This window comes from Streptomyces sp. NPDC048337 (assembly GCF_043201175.1).
GTDB lineage: Bacteria > Actinomycetota > Actinomycetes > Streptomycetales > Streptomycetaceae > Streptomyces.
On the sequence record NZ_JBICYR010000020.1, the window covers coordinates 18,804 to 31,461 of the forward strand.

Below are 12,658 nucleotides of genomic sequence, written 5' to 3' on the forward strand. Positions count from 1 at the left end.
TTCGGACACCGCGGCTCGGTGGACTTCACCGCCGTCCACCAGCCCTGGCTGAGGGAGGCCGCGAAGCGCTGGGCCCGCGACTACCTGACCCGGGTGCGTTCTCGCAGCACGTCCTCCCACGCCCGCCAACACCTGACCGGGCTGTCCTTCCTGTCGCGGAGCTTGGACGCCCGCCAGGACCACGGCATGGACACCGCGGCGCTGGGGTGGGCGGACATCGAGAACTACCTGAACCGGATGACGTTCCTGGAGGCCAACGGCCGCATCGCCGCCGGCACCCGCACCACCTACGTGCGGGCGGCCCGCAACGTGCTGCGGCAAGGCCGCGTGATGGGTCTGACCAGGGCAGATGGGCCAATGGCTGGGTTGCCCGACGACTTTGTGATCACCCGGCACGACGTCCCAAAGCCGCCGGAGCCCTCGGAGGAGGGCCAGGATCTGCCGCCCGAGGTGATGCGGCAGCTCTGCGCGCACCTGGACGTGTTCGAGGAGATGACCTGCCGCGAAATCCGCGTCGCGGTGGAACTGCTGATGGACACCGGCCGGCGTCCCGAGGAGATCTGCAAGCTGGAGTTCCACTGCCTGAACTGACGGTGTGAGGTCCCATGAGATCTTGGACAGATCGGCTCCACGACATGCTTGATGTCACCGGAAGATGCTGGACAGCCGTTACGACTCGGTGCGGTTGGGCGCCCTGAACCCGGTGATCGGCTTGTCGCTGGTGCGGGGGTGGGTGGACAGCTCGACGTCGCCGTCGAGGACCCGGAAGCAGGTGTCCTCAAGGAGGATCGTCACGGTCTTCCCAGCGTGCGCGCGACCGATCCGCAGTCGCTGACCGCCGAGCATCACGCGGCCGTCCGGGGGCACCTTCCGCCGGGCCCGCAGAGCCTGGACGGAGGGCGGGATGACCATGGTGCGCGGGCTTCGGGCGCCGCTGATCTGCCGCCGCTTCTCCGGCGGGACAGGCGCGGGCATGGTCTTGATGACGCGGCCGTCGACGATGACGTGCATCAGCTGGCCGTCGAAGCGAAGAGTGACGGGCTGTCCGGCCAGATGGTGTGCGATCTTCACCTTCTGGCCCCCGAGCCCGATGTCGCCGTCCCGGTCGATGACACGGTCGACCTCGACCACGAGAGCGGGCTTCGCCTCATCGATCAGGGCCGGAGCGGCCGGCTCAGGCCCGGCGATGCGGCCGCCCCGCTGCACCAAAGCCTTCAGGTCGGCCGGGGTGAGCTTGGAGACGCGGGTGCGGGCGAAATCGCCGTCGATGAAGACGTGGATGCTGCGTTCGTCGGCCCAGATGGTGGTCCTGCGTCCGCCCAGGGCGGCGGGGAACTTCATCTGCTGGTTGTTGGGCAGGCAGAGCCTGCCGATCGGCGAGATGACTGCCTCGAACTCGACGGCCCGGATGTGGGACTCGTCGACCGGCAGCCGCGGCGAGGGCAGCAGAGAGGGAAGCTGTGGCGCCAGCAGCTCGGCCACGGCGGACGCTCGCTCGTCCTCCGGCTCGGGCAGGTGGACCTCGCGCTGCTGATCCTTGGTCTCGGTGGGACGGAACGCGGAGGCCGGGGTGGCCATCTGCAGGGCCTGGTGCGGGCGCTTGTGGTTGTAGCCGTGGACCCAGGCATCGATAGCTGCCTGTGCCGTCCCCTGGTCGGCGAACGGTCCCACGTGGTCGAGGAGCTCACGGCGCAGCGACTTGTGGAACCTCTCGATCTTCCCGGTCGTGGTGGGCGAGCGGGGCTTGGTCAGCCGGGCGGTGATGCCGTTCTCCCGGCAGATCCGCTCGAAGAGGACCTCGGCCGGGAACGGCTTGGTGTAGCGGCCGGTGAACTGCTTGCCGTTGTCGGTCAGAACCTCCGACGGCACTCCGTACGTGGTCATGGCCTCGGCGAACGCGGTGCACACTGCGCGGCCGGACGGCTGGGCGACCACCTTGGCGATGACGATGAACCGGGAGTGGTCGTCGATGCCGGTGACGAGCTTGCACTCGCGGCCGCCGGCCAGGAACACCCCGCTCATGAGATCGAGCTGCCACAGCTGCATCGGAGCGTCGCGCTGCCAACGCTTGTAGACGCGGCGGTGGTTCTGTTCCTGGTGGTTGATCAGTCCGTTGCGGGCCAGGATGCGGTGCACCGTGGACCGGCCGGGCACCGGCTTCATGCCCCGCTGGCCGAGCTCGTAGACGATGCGGCGGGCACCCCAGCGTGGATAGGTCCGGCGCAGTTCGCAGACCAGGGCCTCGACCTCGGGGGCCACCTGCTGGGGTGAGGTGTGCGGCCGGCGGGACTGGTCCACCAGCCCGCCCAGTCCTCCGGCGTGGTACCGCTCGACCCAGGTGTACACCGTCTGCCGCGACACCCCGAACCGGCGGGCCACCTCAGCGACAGGTGAACCGTCCAACATCTGCAACACCGCACGGTACCGGTGCTCGGCCATCCACCGCCGGTCGTCCACAGGTTCCGCCTCGCGCGCATCCGCCACGTCAGAGTCAACGAGACACGGCCGTCCAGGATGTGCCGAGACCTTCAGAAATCTCGCGGGACCGTCAAGCATCAGTCCGGTACAGACTGTCCAACTTCTCGTGGGACTTCACACCGCGGGGAGCACTACGAGGCCGTTGACACTGAACCGGGACCGGCAGGGCAAGCCCGTCCTGGTCTACAACAACTGGAAAGAGCAACGGATCCGCCGGGAACTACCGATCCACGAACCCACCGCGCAGCTGATCTGCGATCAGCAAGATCGCGTCCGCCTGCTCTACCCGGACCGTCCGCTGTCCAAGCTGGCCCTGCTGCCGTCGTCGGTGATGAACCAGCTCGGAGCCAAGGGCATCGACGCCACGCACTTCAGCGGGATGCACCGCGACTGGGTCACCGCCCTGCCGGAGTTCCGCCTGGACGACGACACCGTCTTCGACAAGGAGAAGATCTTCCCCTACGCCTACCGGCACTCTTTCGCCCAGCGCCACGCGGACGCCGGCGTCCCCATCGAGGTCCTCTCACCCCTGATGGATCACGACTCCTACCAGTCGACCCGCTGCTACTACCGGGTCAAGGAAGTACGCCTGCGCGAGGCCGTCGACAAGGTCACCGCCATGCAGTTCGACCGCCACGGGCAGCGGGTCTGGGGAGCGGTCACCACCTTGCTGGACGCCGAACGCGTCCGTCTGGCGATCGGCTCGGTCCAGGTCCCCTTCGGCACCTGCTCCGAGCCGTCCAACGTCGCAGCCGGAGGCGGCGCCTGCCCGTTGCGGTTCCGCTGCATGGGCTGCGACCACTACTCCACCGACATCTCCTACCTCCCCGAGCTGGCCGCCTACCTCGACGGCCTGCTGCGGCAGCGGGAGCGACTGCGGTCGATGACCGAGGCCGACGACTGGGCTCGCGCCGAGGCCACCCCGTCGGATGAGGAGATCTCCCGCGTCCGGCGGCTGATCCGCCGCGTCACCGAGGAGGCCGACAAGCTGACCGACGCCGAACGCGCCGAGATCCAGCAGGCTGCGGCCATGGTCCGCAAGACCCGCCAGGGCTTCCTCGGCATGCCCCGCATTCCCCAGCCGCTGCCCGACCTACGACCGGAGCGACCCGCATGACCCCGACCGACCCCGCCGTCCAGGCCATGCTGGAAGGCCGCCGGGCCGACACCGGCCGGCGCCGCCAGCGGGTCCTCGCCGCCCTGGCCGATGCCGTTAAGGACGGCTCTGAGGCCAGCGTCGCGGCGATCGCCCGCCGCGCGGGCGTCGACCGCACCTTCCTCTACCGCCACCGCGACTTGCTCGGACAGATCCACGCGCAGGCCGCAGAGCCGCCCACGGTCCCGGGCGGCCGGGGCCCCGCGGTCAGCCGGGCCTCGTTGCAGGCCGACCTGGCGGCAGCCGACGCCCGCACCGCCCGCCTCGCCGGACACATCCGACGCCTCGAAGCCCGCCTCAGCGAGGTCCTGGGCGAACAGGTCTGGCGCGAGTCCGGCATCGGCGGCCCAGACGACGCCGAACAGCTCCAGGCCCGGATCACCACCCTCGAACAGCAGGTCGTCGACCTGGAGCTCACGCTCCAGGACCGCGACGACGACCTCGCCGCAGCCCGCGCGGCCAACCGCGAGCTCATGGCCCAGCTCAACCGCGGCCGCGAACCCCAGCCTTCGGAGTGAAAGACCAGGTCAGCGGCACCTGCCAGCGAAGGCGGCCTGAGCTGCTTCGGCGGCTTCCGGGTACGGCTGGCGCTTCCCGTGTTCGGCGAGCGCCCGGTAGATGCTGGCCATGCCGGAATTCTGACCCATGTGCTTGCCGGTAGGGATGATCAGGTCAGGGCGGATCTGCTGGGACCAACCCGCCGCCCGTCGCCGTCACATCTCGGAGGCGCGTACCACCTTCGGCGTCCGGCACTTGCCGCCGCTCCGCCGCCGGTGCGAAGCAGCGACGTTCCCGACATGCTGCCGATCGGAGCCGACATAGCTGTCTCGACACGTGTCGCAGCGCCAGCGGTAGACCTCCGAGCGGGGCAGGGCGTCGGGCTCGCGGTCGGACGTGATCGCCTTGAACAGCAGCTTCAACAGATTCATCGTCGTCGTTCTCCTCGCCTGGTTGGCCCCGACCCTTGCCATCACATCGTTCCGTAGGTGTCCAGCCAAGGTGAGGCCAAAGCCGCCACGGGATGATCTTAAAGTCCTGACGGAGGCGAGGCCGCCACCCACCCGGGTGGCGGGTGGCGGCCCTCGACGTGTCAGCTGTCAACTGGCAGCGGCTTCATCGGTTGCTTCGCTCTCCAGCGGAGCGGTGTTCTTGTCGGTCGCGGGGAACGTGTGGCTCTGCGGCTCCATCTCCAGCCAGCGGTAAGCCCATTCCCGGTGGACGACGAGGTCCTTCGCCCAAGGGAAGACCTGCGGGGTCATGCCCTTGATGGCGCCGATCATCTCGTCGGTCGCACTGTCGATGCGGGCGCTGCGGATGTTGGCGTTCAACCCTTCCGGGACGTGGAACTCGAAGGTGAGCTTGAGAACGCGCCTGCTGGCCATGGTCCCCTCCTTGATGATGACTTGTCGTCAGCATCTCACGGTCTCAGCGAGATTTAATTATGTCGCGGAGATTGATCCATGCCTCCTCGATCGGGTGAGGTCCCCGCGCGGTCTCGTGCACCACACCTGTTGCGTTCGCTATGGTCGTCGTGACCGCTTCTGAGCTGTGTGAACTCGAACCGCACGCTCGCGGCGCCCCGGAGAAACGCCGGTGACTTCGACGCATCGGGCGCTGACATCGAACGGGACTGGGTGGCCCGCACAGCCTGCTGGAGCCACGCGGAGCGCGTCCTGCTCACCCACGACCAGGTCCGCGAGTACGACCTGCCAGCGGCCGCAGGGAAGGCCGGAGACCCGCGTTGGGCCGGATTCGCCGACCGCTACGGGCTCGACGTCGGCCGCCCGGTGCAGTGGGAGGTCGAGGCGCTCGACCCCGCCGAGCTCCAGCGCCTGGTCCTCGCCGCCGTCGCCCCCCACGTCGATCAGGCCGTGCTCGACGCCTGCATCGCGGAAGAGGAGCGGCAGCGAGACCGGCTCAGGGCGTTCACCGAGGGCTGGACCGGCGACGGCCGACCCGGGGGCTGACGGCTGAACCAGGGAGACGGTCGCAGCGGCCTCAACTCGGCCTCCGTGGCTGCGGTTCGAGAACTGACCGGGAGCAGTGGATCTTGCTCTCTTGCTGAAGGATGGTGGTCATGAGGAACACCAAAGCCTTCAAGGAAGCGGTCGCGGAGACGCTGGCCCAGCTGGCCCACCGCGGGGTGACTGTCCGCCCGGGTACGGTCGCCGACACCATCGAGCAGAACATTCGCGCCGTCGCCACCCAGCTCGGGATCCAGGAGCGCTCCGCCTGGCGGTACTTCGACCCGGCCGGCCTCGCGGCCAGCATCGCTCAGCAACGGCAGGCGGCCGAGACCAGCAGCACGCCCGGCCAGGTGGGGCGCGCGCCGATGCCGCCAGTCGACAACCCGGAGCTGGCACTCATCCTCGGGGGTGTCCCCGACGCCCTGGAGGAGAGCGGCGGCGACCTCTACAGCGTCATCGTCAACGTCGCCGTCAACGCCTGGATGGCCGGCCACATCCACGGCGAGGTCGGCTGCACCGGCTGTCAGGACAAGCGGCCCACCGGCACCGACTGGCAGGCCCGGATGGACACCATCACCGCCATGCAGCCCGACATCACGAAGTGGTTCAACCGGGAGGTCTGGACGTCCGCCCTCAACGACACCGGCTACGGCGTCACCCGCCGCTGACCCAGGCCGTGCTCATCCAGCGGCGAGCGGGCAACTCTGCGAGGGCTCGGCGGTGGCGCCGCTCCGGTCTCAGCCCCGCGACCGGTGCGGACGGTGGGGCCGGCGCCGGCCCGGTGAGGGGTCGGGAGCGGCCTCCGGTGAGGAGAACCCGCCCGGTACCGCGGTGCGCTGCGCCGGCTGCTCCGCGGAAGGGGCCGCCGGGGTGGGGACGGACGGCTTGGCTGTGGCCAGGATGGTGATGTGCGGAATGTTCCGGGCGCAGGTCTGGCAGACCTCTGCCAGGGTCCAGACCTGGCCGACGGCCGGGTTGTGGACGAGGACCAACAGGCTGCTGCCAGCGCACTGGACGGGAGAGTCGTGGAGGGCGCAGTGGGCGCTGCCGCAGCTGCAGGCGGCGTTGGGGCGGGCGCCGGCGAGGCGTCCGTGGGCACTGATGTGCTCGGCGGCGAAGCGGCGCATGCTCGCGGCGTCCTTCGAGCGGGGCGGCATCCGGCATGCGGCGGTGCTGCAGGTGACGGACACGGTGTGATCGGGGTGGCCGGTGAGGCGGACCGTCCAGGTCCGTCCCGGCACGCGTGCTCCTGGCATCAGGGTCAAGTCGGGGTCCCGTCGTTGGGCTGGTACGTGCCGGCGTTCTGCCGGGCTCGTGCAGGGGGCCGCGTGCGTACGCCGCGGCCGAGGGGGACGTCCCATGGGCGGCGCGGGGCGCTCTTGCTCAGAGCGCGCGCAGGACGGCGACTACCTTGCCGAGGATAACGGCGTCGTCGCCAGAGATCGGCTCGTACGCCGCGTTGTGCGGCATGAGCCAGACCTGGCCGTTCTCGCGGCGCAGACGCTTGACGGTGGCCTCCCCGTCCAGCATGGCGGCGACGATGTCGCCGTGGTCCGCGCTGTCGGCCTTCCTCACGGCGACGATGTCGCCGTCGCAGATGGCGGCCTCGATCATGCTGTCGCCGACCACCGGAAACCGACGGGTTCCCAGATTCCTGGAGCACCCTAGTGACGAACCCGCGGGTCATTGTGCCGGAACACCCCGTCCGTACGTCGCGTTCCCCATCCTCGGTACTCGGCTCGCGGTCTCTCCCAGACCCTCGCTCAGGTGAAGTTGCTTCCTGGGACCACCGCGACGGGGCAGTGCGCGTGGTTGAGCATGGCCGGGCTGGCCGATCCGAGCAGCAGGCCGGTGAAGCCGCCGCGTCCGCGGGCGCCGACGACGAGCAGCTGGGCGGCTGGCCTCGATCAGTGCCTCGCGGGTCCCTTGCCGTACCGTCCGGCGCTCAACCCGTACGTCCGGGTGCCGTTCCTGGTGGCCGGCGAGCGCTGCGGAGAGCAGGCTGGCCTGGCTTTCGGCCAGCGCGCCGGGTGTTCCCGCGTACGGCATGGCCGGGTCGATCGGTGGGGGCATGGCCGTGTTCCAGGGGGTGAAGGCGTGCAGGGCGATCAGCTCAGCCCCGCGGAGTGCGGCTTCGGTGAAGGCGGACTCGATCGCTTTCGTGCCGGCGGGGGATCCGTCGACGCCGAGGAGGATGGGTCCGGTGGGGTTGCCGGGTGCGCGTGTGACCAGGGTGGGGCAGTGTCCGTGGGCGGCCAGGCGTACGGCTGTCGATCCGACGATCAGGCCGATGAGGCCGCCCATATTGCGGGAGCCGATCACGATGAGCTGCGCGGTGCGTCACTGGGCCTGGAGGACGGTCAGCGGTTCCCCGGTCACCACGGCGGAGGTCACCTTCATGTCAGGTGCGGCCGTTCTGGCGTGGATCTCGGCCTCGGCAACCAGGTGTTCGGCCATGTTGCGCAGGCCGCCGTCGGGCGGGCCCAGCGGTGAGGGGGAGTTCGCGCGGACGCTGCGCGAGCGGGTGGAGCGCCACAGCGCCACCGTCTCGTAAGAGGGCTGCCTGCCTCACTCCTTCCCGGTCCTCTCGGGCCGGCCGCCGGTCAGAGCGCGGCGAAGGTCTGCGACGGCCGGGGCGCCGTCGGTGGTGCCGTCGGCGTGGCGGTAGAGCCGGCAGGACAGGCTCGGTACATCGCCGTCGTGGGCGAACGGGTCGATGCCGTCCAGGAGGACGGTGGGCGAACCGGCCATCCGATGCCGGGTGGCCGCGTCCGCGTCGTTCGCCTCGATCCCTTCCACCGGCGTCGTACGGCCTTCGAGGGCCTCGGTGATCCGTTCGCGTACGAGCGGGGCGTTCGGGCAGTCGGGCGCGGTCAGCACCGTGATGCGTGTCGTCGTCTCCGGCTGGTTCATGACGGACCCCTTCCCGATGGTTCTTCGCCTGTGTTCTGGACGGTAGACCTTCCAGTGCACTGGAAGGTCAAGGTCTAGCCTGGACGCATGCGCATCGGTGGCCTCGCCGCCGTCAGCGGCGTGACGGCGAAGACCCTCCGCTTCTACGAGCAGGCCGGGCTGCTGCCCGCCCCGCCGCGTACCGCGGGCGGCTACCGCGACTTCCCGGAGCAGGCTGTGCAGCGGCTGGCGTTCATCCGCGACGCCCAGGGCGCGGGGCTGAGCCTGGCCGAGATCCGTTCCGTGCTCGCTCTGCGCGACGCCGGCGCGTCCCCCTGCGCCCATGTCACCGCGCTCGTCGACCGGCACCTTGAAGACATCGACCGGCGCCTGGCCGAGCTCCAGGCCACGAAAGCGGTCCTGCGGACTCTGGCGGAGCGGGCCGCCGTAACCGATCCGTCCGACTGCACCGACGCCGACGTATGCCGCATCCTCACAGGCGCGCACAGCTCTCGCAGACGGTGAGCACCGTCACTGAAGGGGCCGGCCGGGCCCGCCTAGCGTGAAGGTCACGGGGCGCACGGGTGCCCGTTCACGGTAAGGAGCAAGGCCATGCTGCGAGCGGTGTGGAACGGCACGGTGATCGCGGAGACCCCGCGCACGGTGATCGTCGAGGGCAACCACTACTTCCCGCCCGAGTCGCTCAACCGGCACTACTTCACGCCGAGCAGGACCCGGTCACTGTGCTTCTGGAAGGGCGTGGCCCGCTACTACAACCTCGAGGTCGGCGGGCTGACGAACCCGGATGCCGCCTGGTACTACCCCAGGCCCAGCCCGCTGGCCCGGAAGGTCAAGGACCACGTGGCGTTCTGGCAGGGCGTGCGCGTGGAGGGCACACCAGAGCCGGACCAGCCCGAGGAAAGCGGGAAGTAAGCAGGACGGTCAGCGGCGGGTGAGGTGGCGGAGCGCGACGACCGCCTGAAGGGTGGCGGCAGGCCGCAGCAGGACGGGGCGTGGCCGCTCGGGCATGGTGCCGCGGTGCAGCGCGAGGCCGGTAACGGCGACGATGGGGAGCGTCCAGGCGGCGACCGCAGCCGCCCGGACGGTGCGGCTGGGTTCGTGACGCAGGGTGAACCACGTCCAGTACGCGGCGTCGGCGAAGGTGTCGGCGTACTCCCCGAAGGGGGAGACCGCGCCTTGGTTGCGGGCGAGGTGTCCGTCGGCGAGATCGAGGCCGATCGCCAGCAATCCGGAGGCTCGTCCGGCGCCGCCGGGCAGGGCGGGGAGGTTGCCGCGCAGCAGCGTCAACGCGTCCGCGGTGGTCAGGCGGTTGCGGTGCTCCAGCATCCCGAGGTGGAGTGCGGCGAGCGTCCAGCTGGTGGTCACCCAGCGCCGCCCGGGCCGGCGGCCATCGGCCAGCGCGTACAGCACGCCGTGCAGGGCGGTCAGCTCGACCAGCGCCCTTGGCCGTCGGGCGGCCTGGCGCAGGGACCGGCGGGCAGCGCGCCCCAGGAAGCGGACGACAGCCGCCGGTGTGAGATGCGCTGCACGCAGATCGCCCAGCAGCACGTCCGTAACGGCGCGGCTGTCGGCGAGATCGGCTACGGACTCCACGCGCCTCCCTCCTCCACAGGGTGATGACCTTGACTGTACGGGCCGACGCACCCGGAGGAAGGTGAGCGTGCTCACTGATCGCCCGGGAGACCCGTCCTAGCGTCGGTGAGGAGAACGGGACGGACGCGTGGAGAGGTCTGGGCGATGGTGTGGATCGGTGCTCTTACAGGGGCGGTAGTGGCGGGCACGGGCGCGGCGGCGGGGTATCTGGGGTTGGTGACCGGGGCGCTTCCGCTGGACGTGGGCGTCGGGCGGCGCACCCGCCCGCTCGGGCCGCAGACCGTCGACGTCGCGGCCCCGCGCGAGGTGGTGTTCGACGTCATCGCCCAGCCGTATCTGGGGCGTTCCACGCGGGCGATGCGGGAGAAGGTGCTCGTGTTGGAGCGGGGCTCGGACATGGTGCTCGCCGCCCATCACACCCCAGTCATGGGCGGTCGGCTGACGGCGACGACGGTGGAAACGGTGCGGTTCACCCGTCCGGAGCGGGTCGACTTCCGCCTGGTGCGCGGGCCGGTGCCCGCCGTCACGGAGTCGTTCACCCTCACCGAGCACGAATCCGCTACGCGGCTGGTGTACGAGGGTGAGCTCGCCACGGATCTGTGGCGGGCCGGGCAGTGGTGGGGCGGCCTGGTCGCCCCACGGTGGGAGGCGGCGGTTGCCGCGTCCCTGGCCTCGGTCCGGCAGGAGGCCGAGCGGCGCGCGGCCCTGCTGTGAGCGGCTCGCCGTATCGAGGCGGCCGGGCCGTTGGAGGTGGGGTGCGGGTGGCGCATCCGGGTGCATCGCGCCGGAAGGAGGCAGTTGGTCATGGCCAAAAAGCGAAACCGTCCGTCTGAACGGCAGCAGTCCATGGAGCACCGGCATGCCGATAGCCACTCGGGCGAGCGCGGGGTCGAGGACAGGGTCCGGCGGGCCGGGACGCAGGAAGAGCCGGGGGCAGTGCCGGTCGGCTCGCCGACGCCGATGGATGCGGCCCCGTCCCGGGGTTTCCCGGGACGGGTTTGGGTGCGTGATCGTGTGGGCGACTGGCTGGTCAGGGCGCTCAGGCGCGCGGTGTTCTGCTGGCTGCCTCCTCCTCACAGCTGATTGCCGGGAAATGGCGGCCGACCGTTGACCGGTCGACGTGCGGACCGTCCGCTGAGCCGCAGTGGTACGCCGGGTGCATGCGTCAGTCGTTCCCCAGGTCGGTGAGGGCGTCCTCCACGGCGCGGTGGAAGGTGGGGTAGGCGAACATCATGTGGCGTAGCCGCTCGACGGGAATCTCGCTCTGCACGGCGAGGGCCAGTCCGTAGAGAACTTCACCACCCGCCGGGCCGGCGGAGGTGGCCCCGGCCAGGACGCCGCGGTCGGTGTCCTCGACGAGTTTGATCAGGCCGTCGTTGCCGGCCTTGTGGATCCAGCCTCGTGCCGAGGACGGCACCCGCGCGATGCCTGTCCGTACGCGCAGGCCCTGCTCGCGAGCGGCGCGTTCGGTCAGGCCCACGGAGCCGACCTCGGGGTCGGTGAAGGTGACGCGGGGCAGGGCCTGGTAGTCGGCATCCGGTCCTGGCCGGCCGAGGATGTCGCGGACGGCGATCTCGGCTTGGTACATCGCCACATGGGTGAACAGTCCCCGGCCGGTGACGTCGCCGACGCCCCACACGCCGTGTGCGGCCCGCATCTGCCCGTCCACGGTCAGAGCGGGCGCGTCAGGATCGAGGCCGATGGTCTCCAGGCCGAGTCCGGCCAGCTGGGGTCGGCGTCCGGTGGCCACCAGCAGGTGCTGCCCGACGGCCTCCTCCCCGCTTTCCAGGGTGAGCCGGAAGGCGTGATCTACGTGCCGTACTCCGGTGGCGCGTACTCCGGTGCGTACGGTGACGCCTTCCTCCGTCAGCACCTCGGCCAGCAGTGCGCCGACTTCGGGTTCTTCCGCGGGCAGCAGCCGCTCCATCGCCTCCACGACGGTCACCGCGGTCCCGAAGCGGGCGAACGCCTGTGCCAGCTCCACGCCGACGGCGCCCCCGCCGAGCACGAGCAGCGAGGCCGGCGGCTCCTTGGCCGAGACCGCCTGCCGGTTCGTCCAGTACGGCACGTCCGCCAGCCCGGGGACGGGCGGGATCTGCGGGCGGCTGCCGGTGGCCAGCACCACCGCGCGCCGGACGGCGAACATCTCGCCTTCGGCCTCCACCCGGCCGGGTCCGGCCAGGCGGGCACGGCCGCGGACGAAGCGCCCGCCCTTGCGGGTGAACCGGTCGACGGCCACCTGGTCGTTCCAGTCGTCGGTGGCCTCGTCCCGTATCCGGGCGGCGACCGGCGCGAAGTCGGGGGTTACTTGAGAGTCTCCGGCCATGCCGGGCACCCGCCGCGCCTCGGCGAGAAGATTGCCGGCGCGGATCATCATCTTGCTCGGGATACACGCCCAGTACGGGCACTCCCCACCGACCAGTTCGGCCTCCACCCCCACCACGTCCAGCCCTTCCTCGGCCAGCCGCTCGGCGACATGCTCACCCCCGACGCCCATGCCGATCACCACCACATCAACTTCCTGCACCTGCGCCATGAGGAGCCTCCCTGG

15 protein-coding genes and 2 pseudogenes are annotated in these 12,658 nt (G+C 70.5%); 8 read left to right on the forward strand and 9 right to left on the reverse strand.

The window, feature by feature from the left end:
- The first annotated feature begins 18 nt into the window (after positions 1 to 18).
- Positions 19 to 591: a hypothetical protein gene (locus tag ACGFYU_RS27630; protein ID WP_393830006.1), complete on the forward strand. Its 573-nt coding sequence runs from the start codon at positions 19 to 21 to the stop codon at positions 589 to 591.
- A 78-nt stretch (positions 592 to 669) separates the two neighbouring features.
- Here the strand turns inward: ACGFYU_RS27630 and ACGFYU_RS27635 are convergent, their stop codons facing one another.
- On the reverse strand, positions 670 to 2,439 hold the full coding sequence (locus ACGFYU_RS27635; RefSeq protein WP_393830151.1) for an IS481 family transposase: 1,770 nt from the start codon (positions 2,437 to 2,439) through the stop codon (positions 670 to 672).
- Between the two features lie 181 nt (positions 2,440 to 2,620).
- On the opposite strand from ACGFYU_RS27635, the gene ACGFYU_RS27640 reads away from it, so the two are divergent.
- Complete coding sequence (locus tag ACGFYU_RS27640; RefSeq protein WP_393830007.1) at positions 2,621 to 3,595, forward strand: hypothetical protein; 975 nt, start codon at positions 2,621 to 2,623, stop codon at positions 3,593 to 3,595.
- Positions 3,592 to 4,152 carry a hypothetical protein gene (locus tag ACGFYU_RS27645; protein ID WP_393830008.1) on the forward strand — a complete coding sequence of 187 codons (561 nt, stop codon included), beginning with the start codon at positions 3,592 to 3,594 and terminating at the stop codon, positions 4,150 to 4,152. Before ACGFYU_RS27640 ends, ACGFYU_RS27645 begins: the two co-directional genes overlap by 4 nt.
- Positions 4,153 to 4,347: 195 nt before the next feature.
- On the opposite strand, the gene ACGFYU_RS27650 is transcribed toward ACGFYU_RS27645, so the two are convergent.
- Positions 4,348 to 4,563, reverse strand: a complete 216-nt coding sequence (locus ACGFYU_RS27650) for a hypothetical protein (RefSeq protein WP_393830009.1) — start codon at positions 4,561 to 4,563, stop codon at positions 4,348 to 4,350.
- Positions 4,564 to 4,731: 168 nt separating this feature from the next.
- On the reverse strand, positions 4,732 to 5,016 hold the full coding sequence (locus tag ACGFYU_RS27655) for a hypothetical protein (RefSeq protein ID WP_393830010.1): 285 nt from the start codon (positions 5,014 to 5,016) through the stop codon (positions 4,732 to 4,734).
- A 168-nt stretch (positions 5,017 to 5,184) separates the two neighbouring features.
- On the opposite strand from ACGFYU_RS27655, the gene ACGFYU_RS27660 reads away from it, so the two are divergent.
- Positions 5,185 to 5,601 carry a hypothetical protein gene (locus tag ACGFYU_RS27660; RefSeq protein WP_393830011.1) on the forward strand — a complete coding sequence of 139 codons (417 nt, stop codon included), beginning with the start codon at positions 5,185 to 5,187 and terminating at the stop codon, positions 5,599 to 5,601.
- A 110-nt stretch (positions 5,602 to 5,711) separates the two neighbouring features.
- Positions 5,712 to 6,269, forward strand: coding sequence for a hypothetical protein (locus ACGFYU_RS27665; protein ID WP_393830012.1), 558 nt, complete (start codon positions 5,712 to 5,714; stop codon positions 6,267 to 6,269).
- A 69-nt stretch (positions 6,270 to 6,338) separates the two neighbouring features.
- Here ACGFYU_RS27665 and ACGFYU_RS27670 read toward each other — a convergent pair whose 3' ends face one another.
- The 4 genes and pseudogenes from ACGFYU_RS27670 to ACGFYU_RS27685 all read right to left on the reverse strand — a co-directional run bounded on the left by ACGFYU_RS27670 (position 6,339) and on the right by ACGFYU_RS27685 (position 8,514).
- Entirely contained in the window at positions 6,339 to 6,842 is a 504-nt protein-coding gene (locus tag ACGFYU_RS27670) for a hypothetical protein (RefSeq protein WP_393830013.1), read from the reverse strand.
- 142 nt (positions 6,843 to 6,984) lie between these two features.
- Positions 6,985 to 7,230 (reverse strand): annotated as a pseudogene (locus ACGFYU_RS27675) (LexA family protein); the annotation flags it as partial.
- A gap of 134 nt (positions 7,231 to 7,364) precedes the next feature.
- Positions 7,365 to 8,145: pseudogene (locus ACGFYU_RS27680) on the reverse strand (universal stress protein).
- Positions 8,146 to 8,169: 24 nt separating this feature from the next.
- On the reverse strand, positions 8,170 to 8,514 hold the full coding sequence (locus ACGFYU_RS27685) for a hypothetical protein (protein WP_393830014.1): 345 nt from the start codon (positions 8,512 to 8,514) through the stop codon (positions 8,170 to 8,172).
- Between the two features lie 87 nt (positions 8,515 to 8,601).
- Between ACGFYU_RS27685 and ACGFYU_RS27690 the strand changes: the two genes are divergently transcribed.
- Together ACGFYU_RS27690 and ACGFYU_RS27695 are read left to right on the forward strand one after the other, a co-directional pair.
- Positions 8,602 to 9,018: a heavy metal-responsive transcriptional regulator gene (locus ACGFYU_RS27690; protein WP_393830015.1), complete on the forward strand. Its 417-nt coding sequence runs from the start codon at positions 8,602 to 8,604 to the stop codon at positions 9,016 to 9,018.
- 87 nt (positions 9,019 to 9,105) lie between these two features.
- A complete protein-coding gene (locus ACGFYU_RS27695; protein WP_393830016.1) occupies positions 9,106 to 9,426 on the forward strand; it encodes a DUF427 domain-containing protein in 321 nt (106 codons plus the stop codon).
- A gap of 9 nt (positions 9,427 to 9,435) precedes the next feature.
- Here ACGFYU_RS27695 and ACGFYU_RS27700 read toward each other — a convergent pair whose 3' ends face one another.
- Positions 9,436 to 10,107 (reverse strand): CDP-alcohol phosphatidyltransferase family protein, encoded by a 672-nt coding sequence (locus tag ACGFYU_RS27700; protein ID WP_393830017.1) that lies wholly within the window; start codon positions 10,105 to 10,107, stop codon positions 9,436 to 9,438.
- A gap of 216 nt (positions 10,108 to 10,323) precedes the next feature.
- On the opposite strand from ACGFYU_RS27700, the gene ACGFYU_RS27705 reads away from it, so the two are divergent.
- A complete protein-coding gene (locus ACGFYU_RS27705) occupies positions 10,324 to 10,821 on the forward strand; it encodes an SRPBCC family protein (protein ID WP_393830018.1) in 498 nt (165 codons plus the stop codon).
- 451 nt (positions 10,822 to 11,272) lie between these two features.
- Here the strand turns inward: ACGFYU_RS27705 and ACGFYU_RS27710 are convergent, their stop codons facing one another.
- A complete protein-coding gene (locus tag ACGFYU_RS27710; protein ID WP_393830019.1) occupies positions 11,273 to 12,643 on the reverse strand; it encodes a dihydrolipoyl dehydrogenase family protein in 1,371 nt (456 codons plus the stop codon).
- Between the last annotated feature and the right edge of the window lie 15 nt (positions 12,644 to 12,658).

Bases quoted from the DNA above. Each gene is read 5' to 3' on its own strand.
- ACGFYU_RS27635 (WP_393830151.1), bottom strand. From the start codon at position 2,439: ATGGCCGAGCACCGGTACCGTGCGGTGTTGCAGATGTTGGACGGTTCA.
- ACGFYU_RS27645 (WP_393830008.1), top strand. From the start codon at position 3,592: ATGACCCCGACCGACCCCGCCGTCCAGGCCATGCTGGAAGGCCGCCGG.
- ACGFYU_RS27650 (WP_393830009.1), bottom strand. From the start codon at position 4,563: ATGAATCTGTTGAAGCTGCTGTTCAAGGCGATCACGTCCGACCGCGAG.
- ACGFYU_RS27710 (WP_393830019.1), bottom strand. From the start codon at position 12,643: ATGGCGCAGGTGCAGGAAGTTGATGTGGTGGTGATCGGCATGGGCGTC.
- ACGFYU_RS27655 (WP_393830010.1), bottom strand. From the start codon at position 5,016: ATGGCCAGCAGGCGCGTTCTCAAGCTCACCTTCGAGTTCCACGTCCCG.
- ACGFYU_RS27665 (WP_393830012.1), top strand. From the start codon at position 5,712: ATGAGGAACACCAAAGCCTTCAAGGAAGCGGTCGCGGAGACGCTGGCC.
- ACGFYU_RS27685 (WP_393830014.1), bottom strand. From the start codon at position 8,514: ATGAACCAGCCGGAGACGACGACACGCATCACGGTGCTGACCGCGCCC.
- ACGFYU_RS27695 (WP_393830016.1), top strand. From the start codon at position 9,106: ATGCTGCGAGCGGTGTGGAACGGCACGGTGATCGCGGAGACCCCGCGC.
- ACGFYU_RS27690 (WP_393830015.1), top strand. From the start codon at position 8,602: ATGCGCATCGGTGGCCTCGCCGCCGTCAGCGGCGTGACGGCGAAGACC.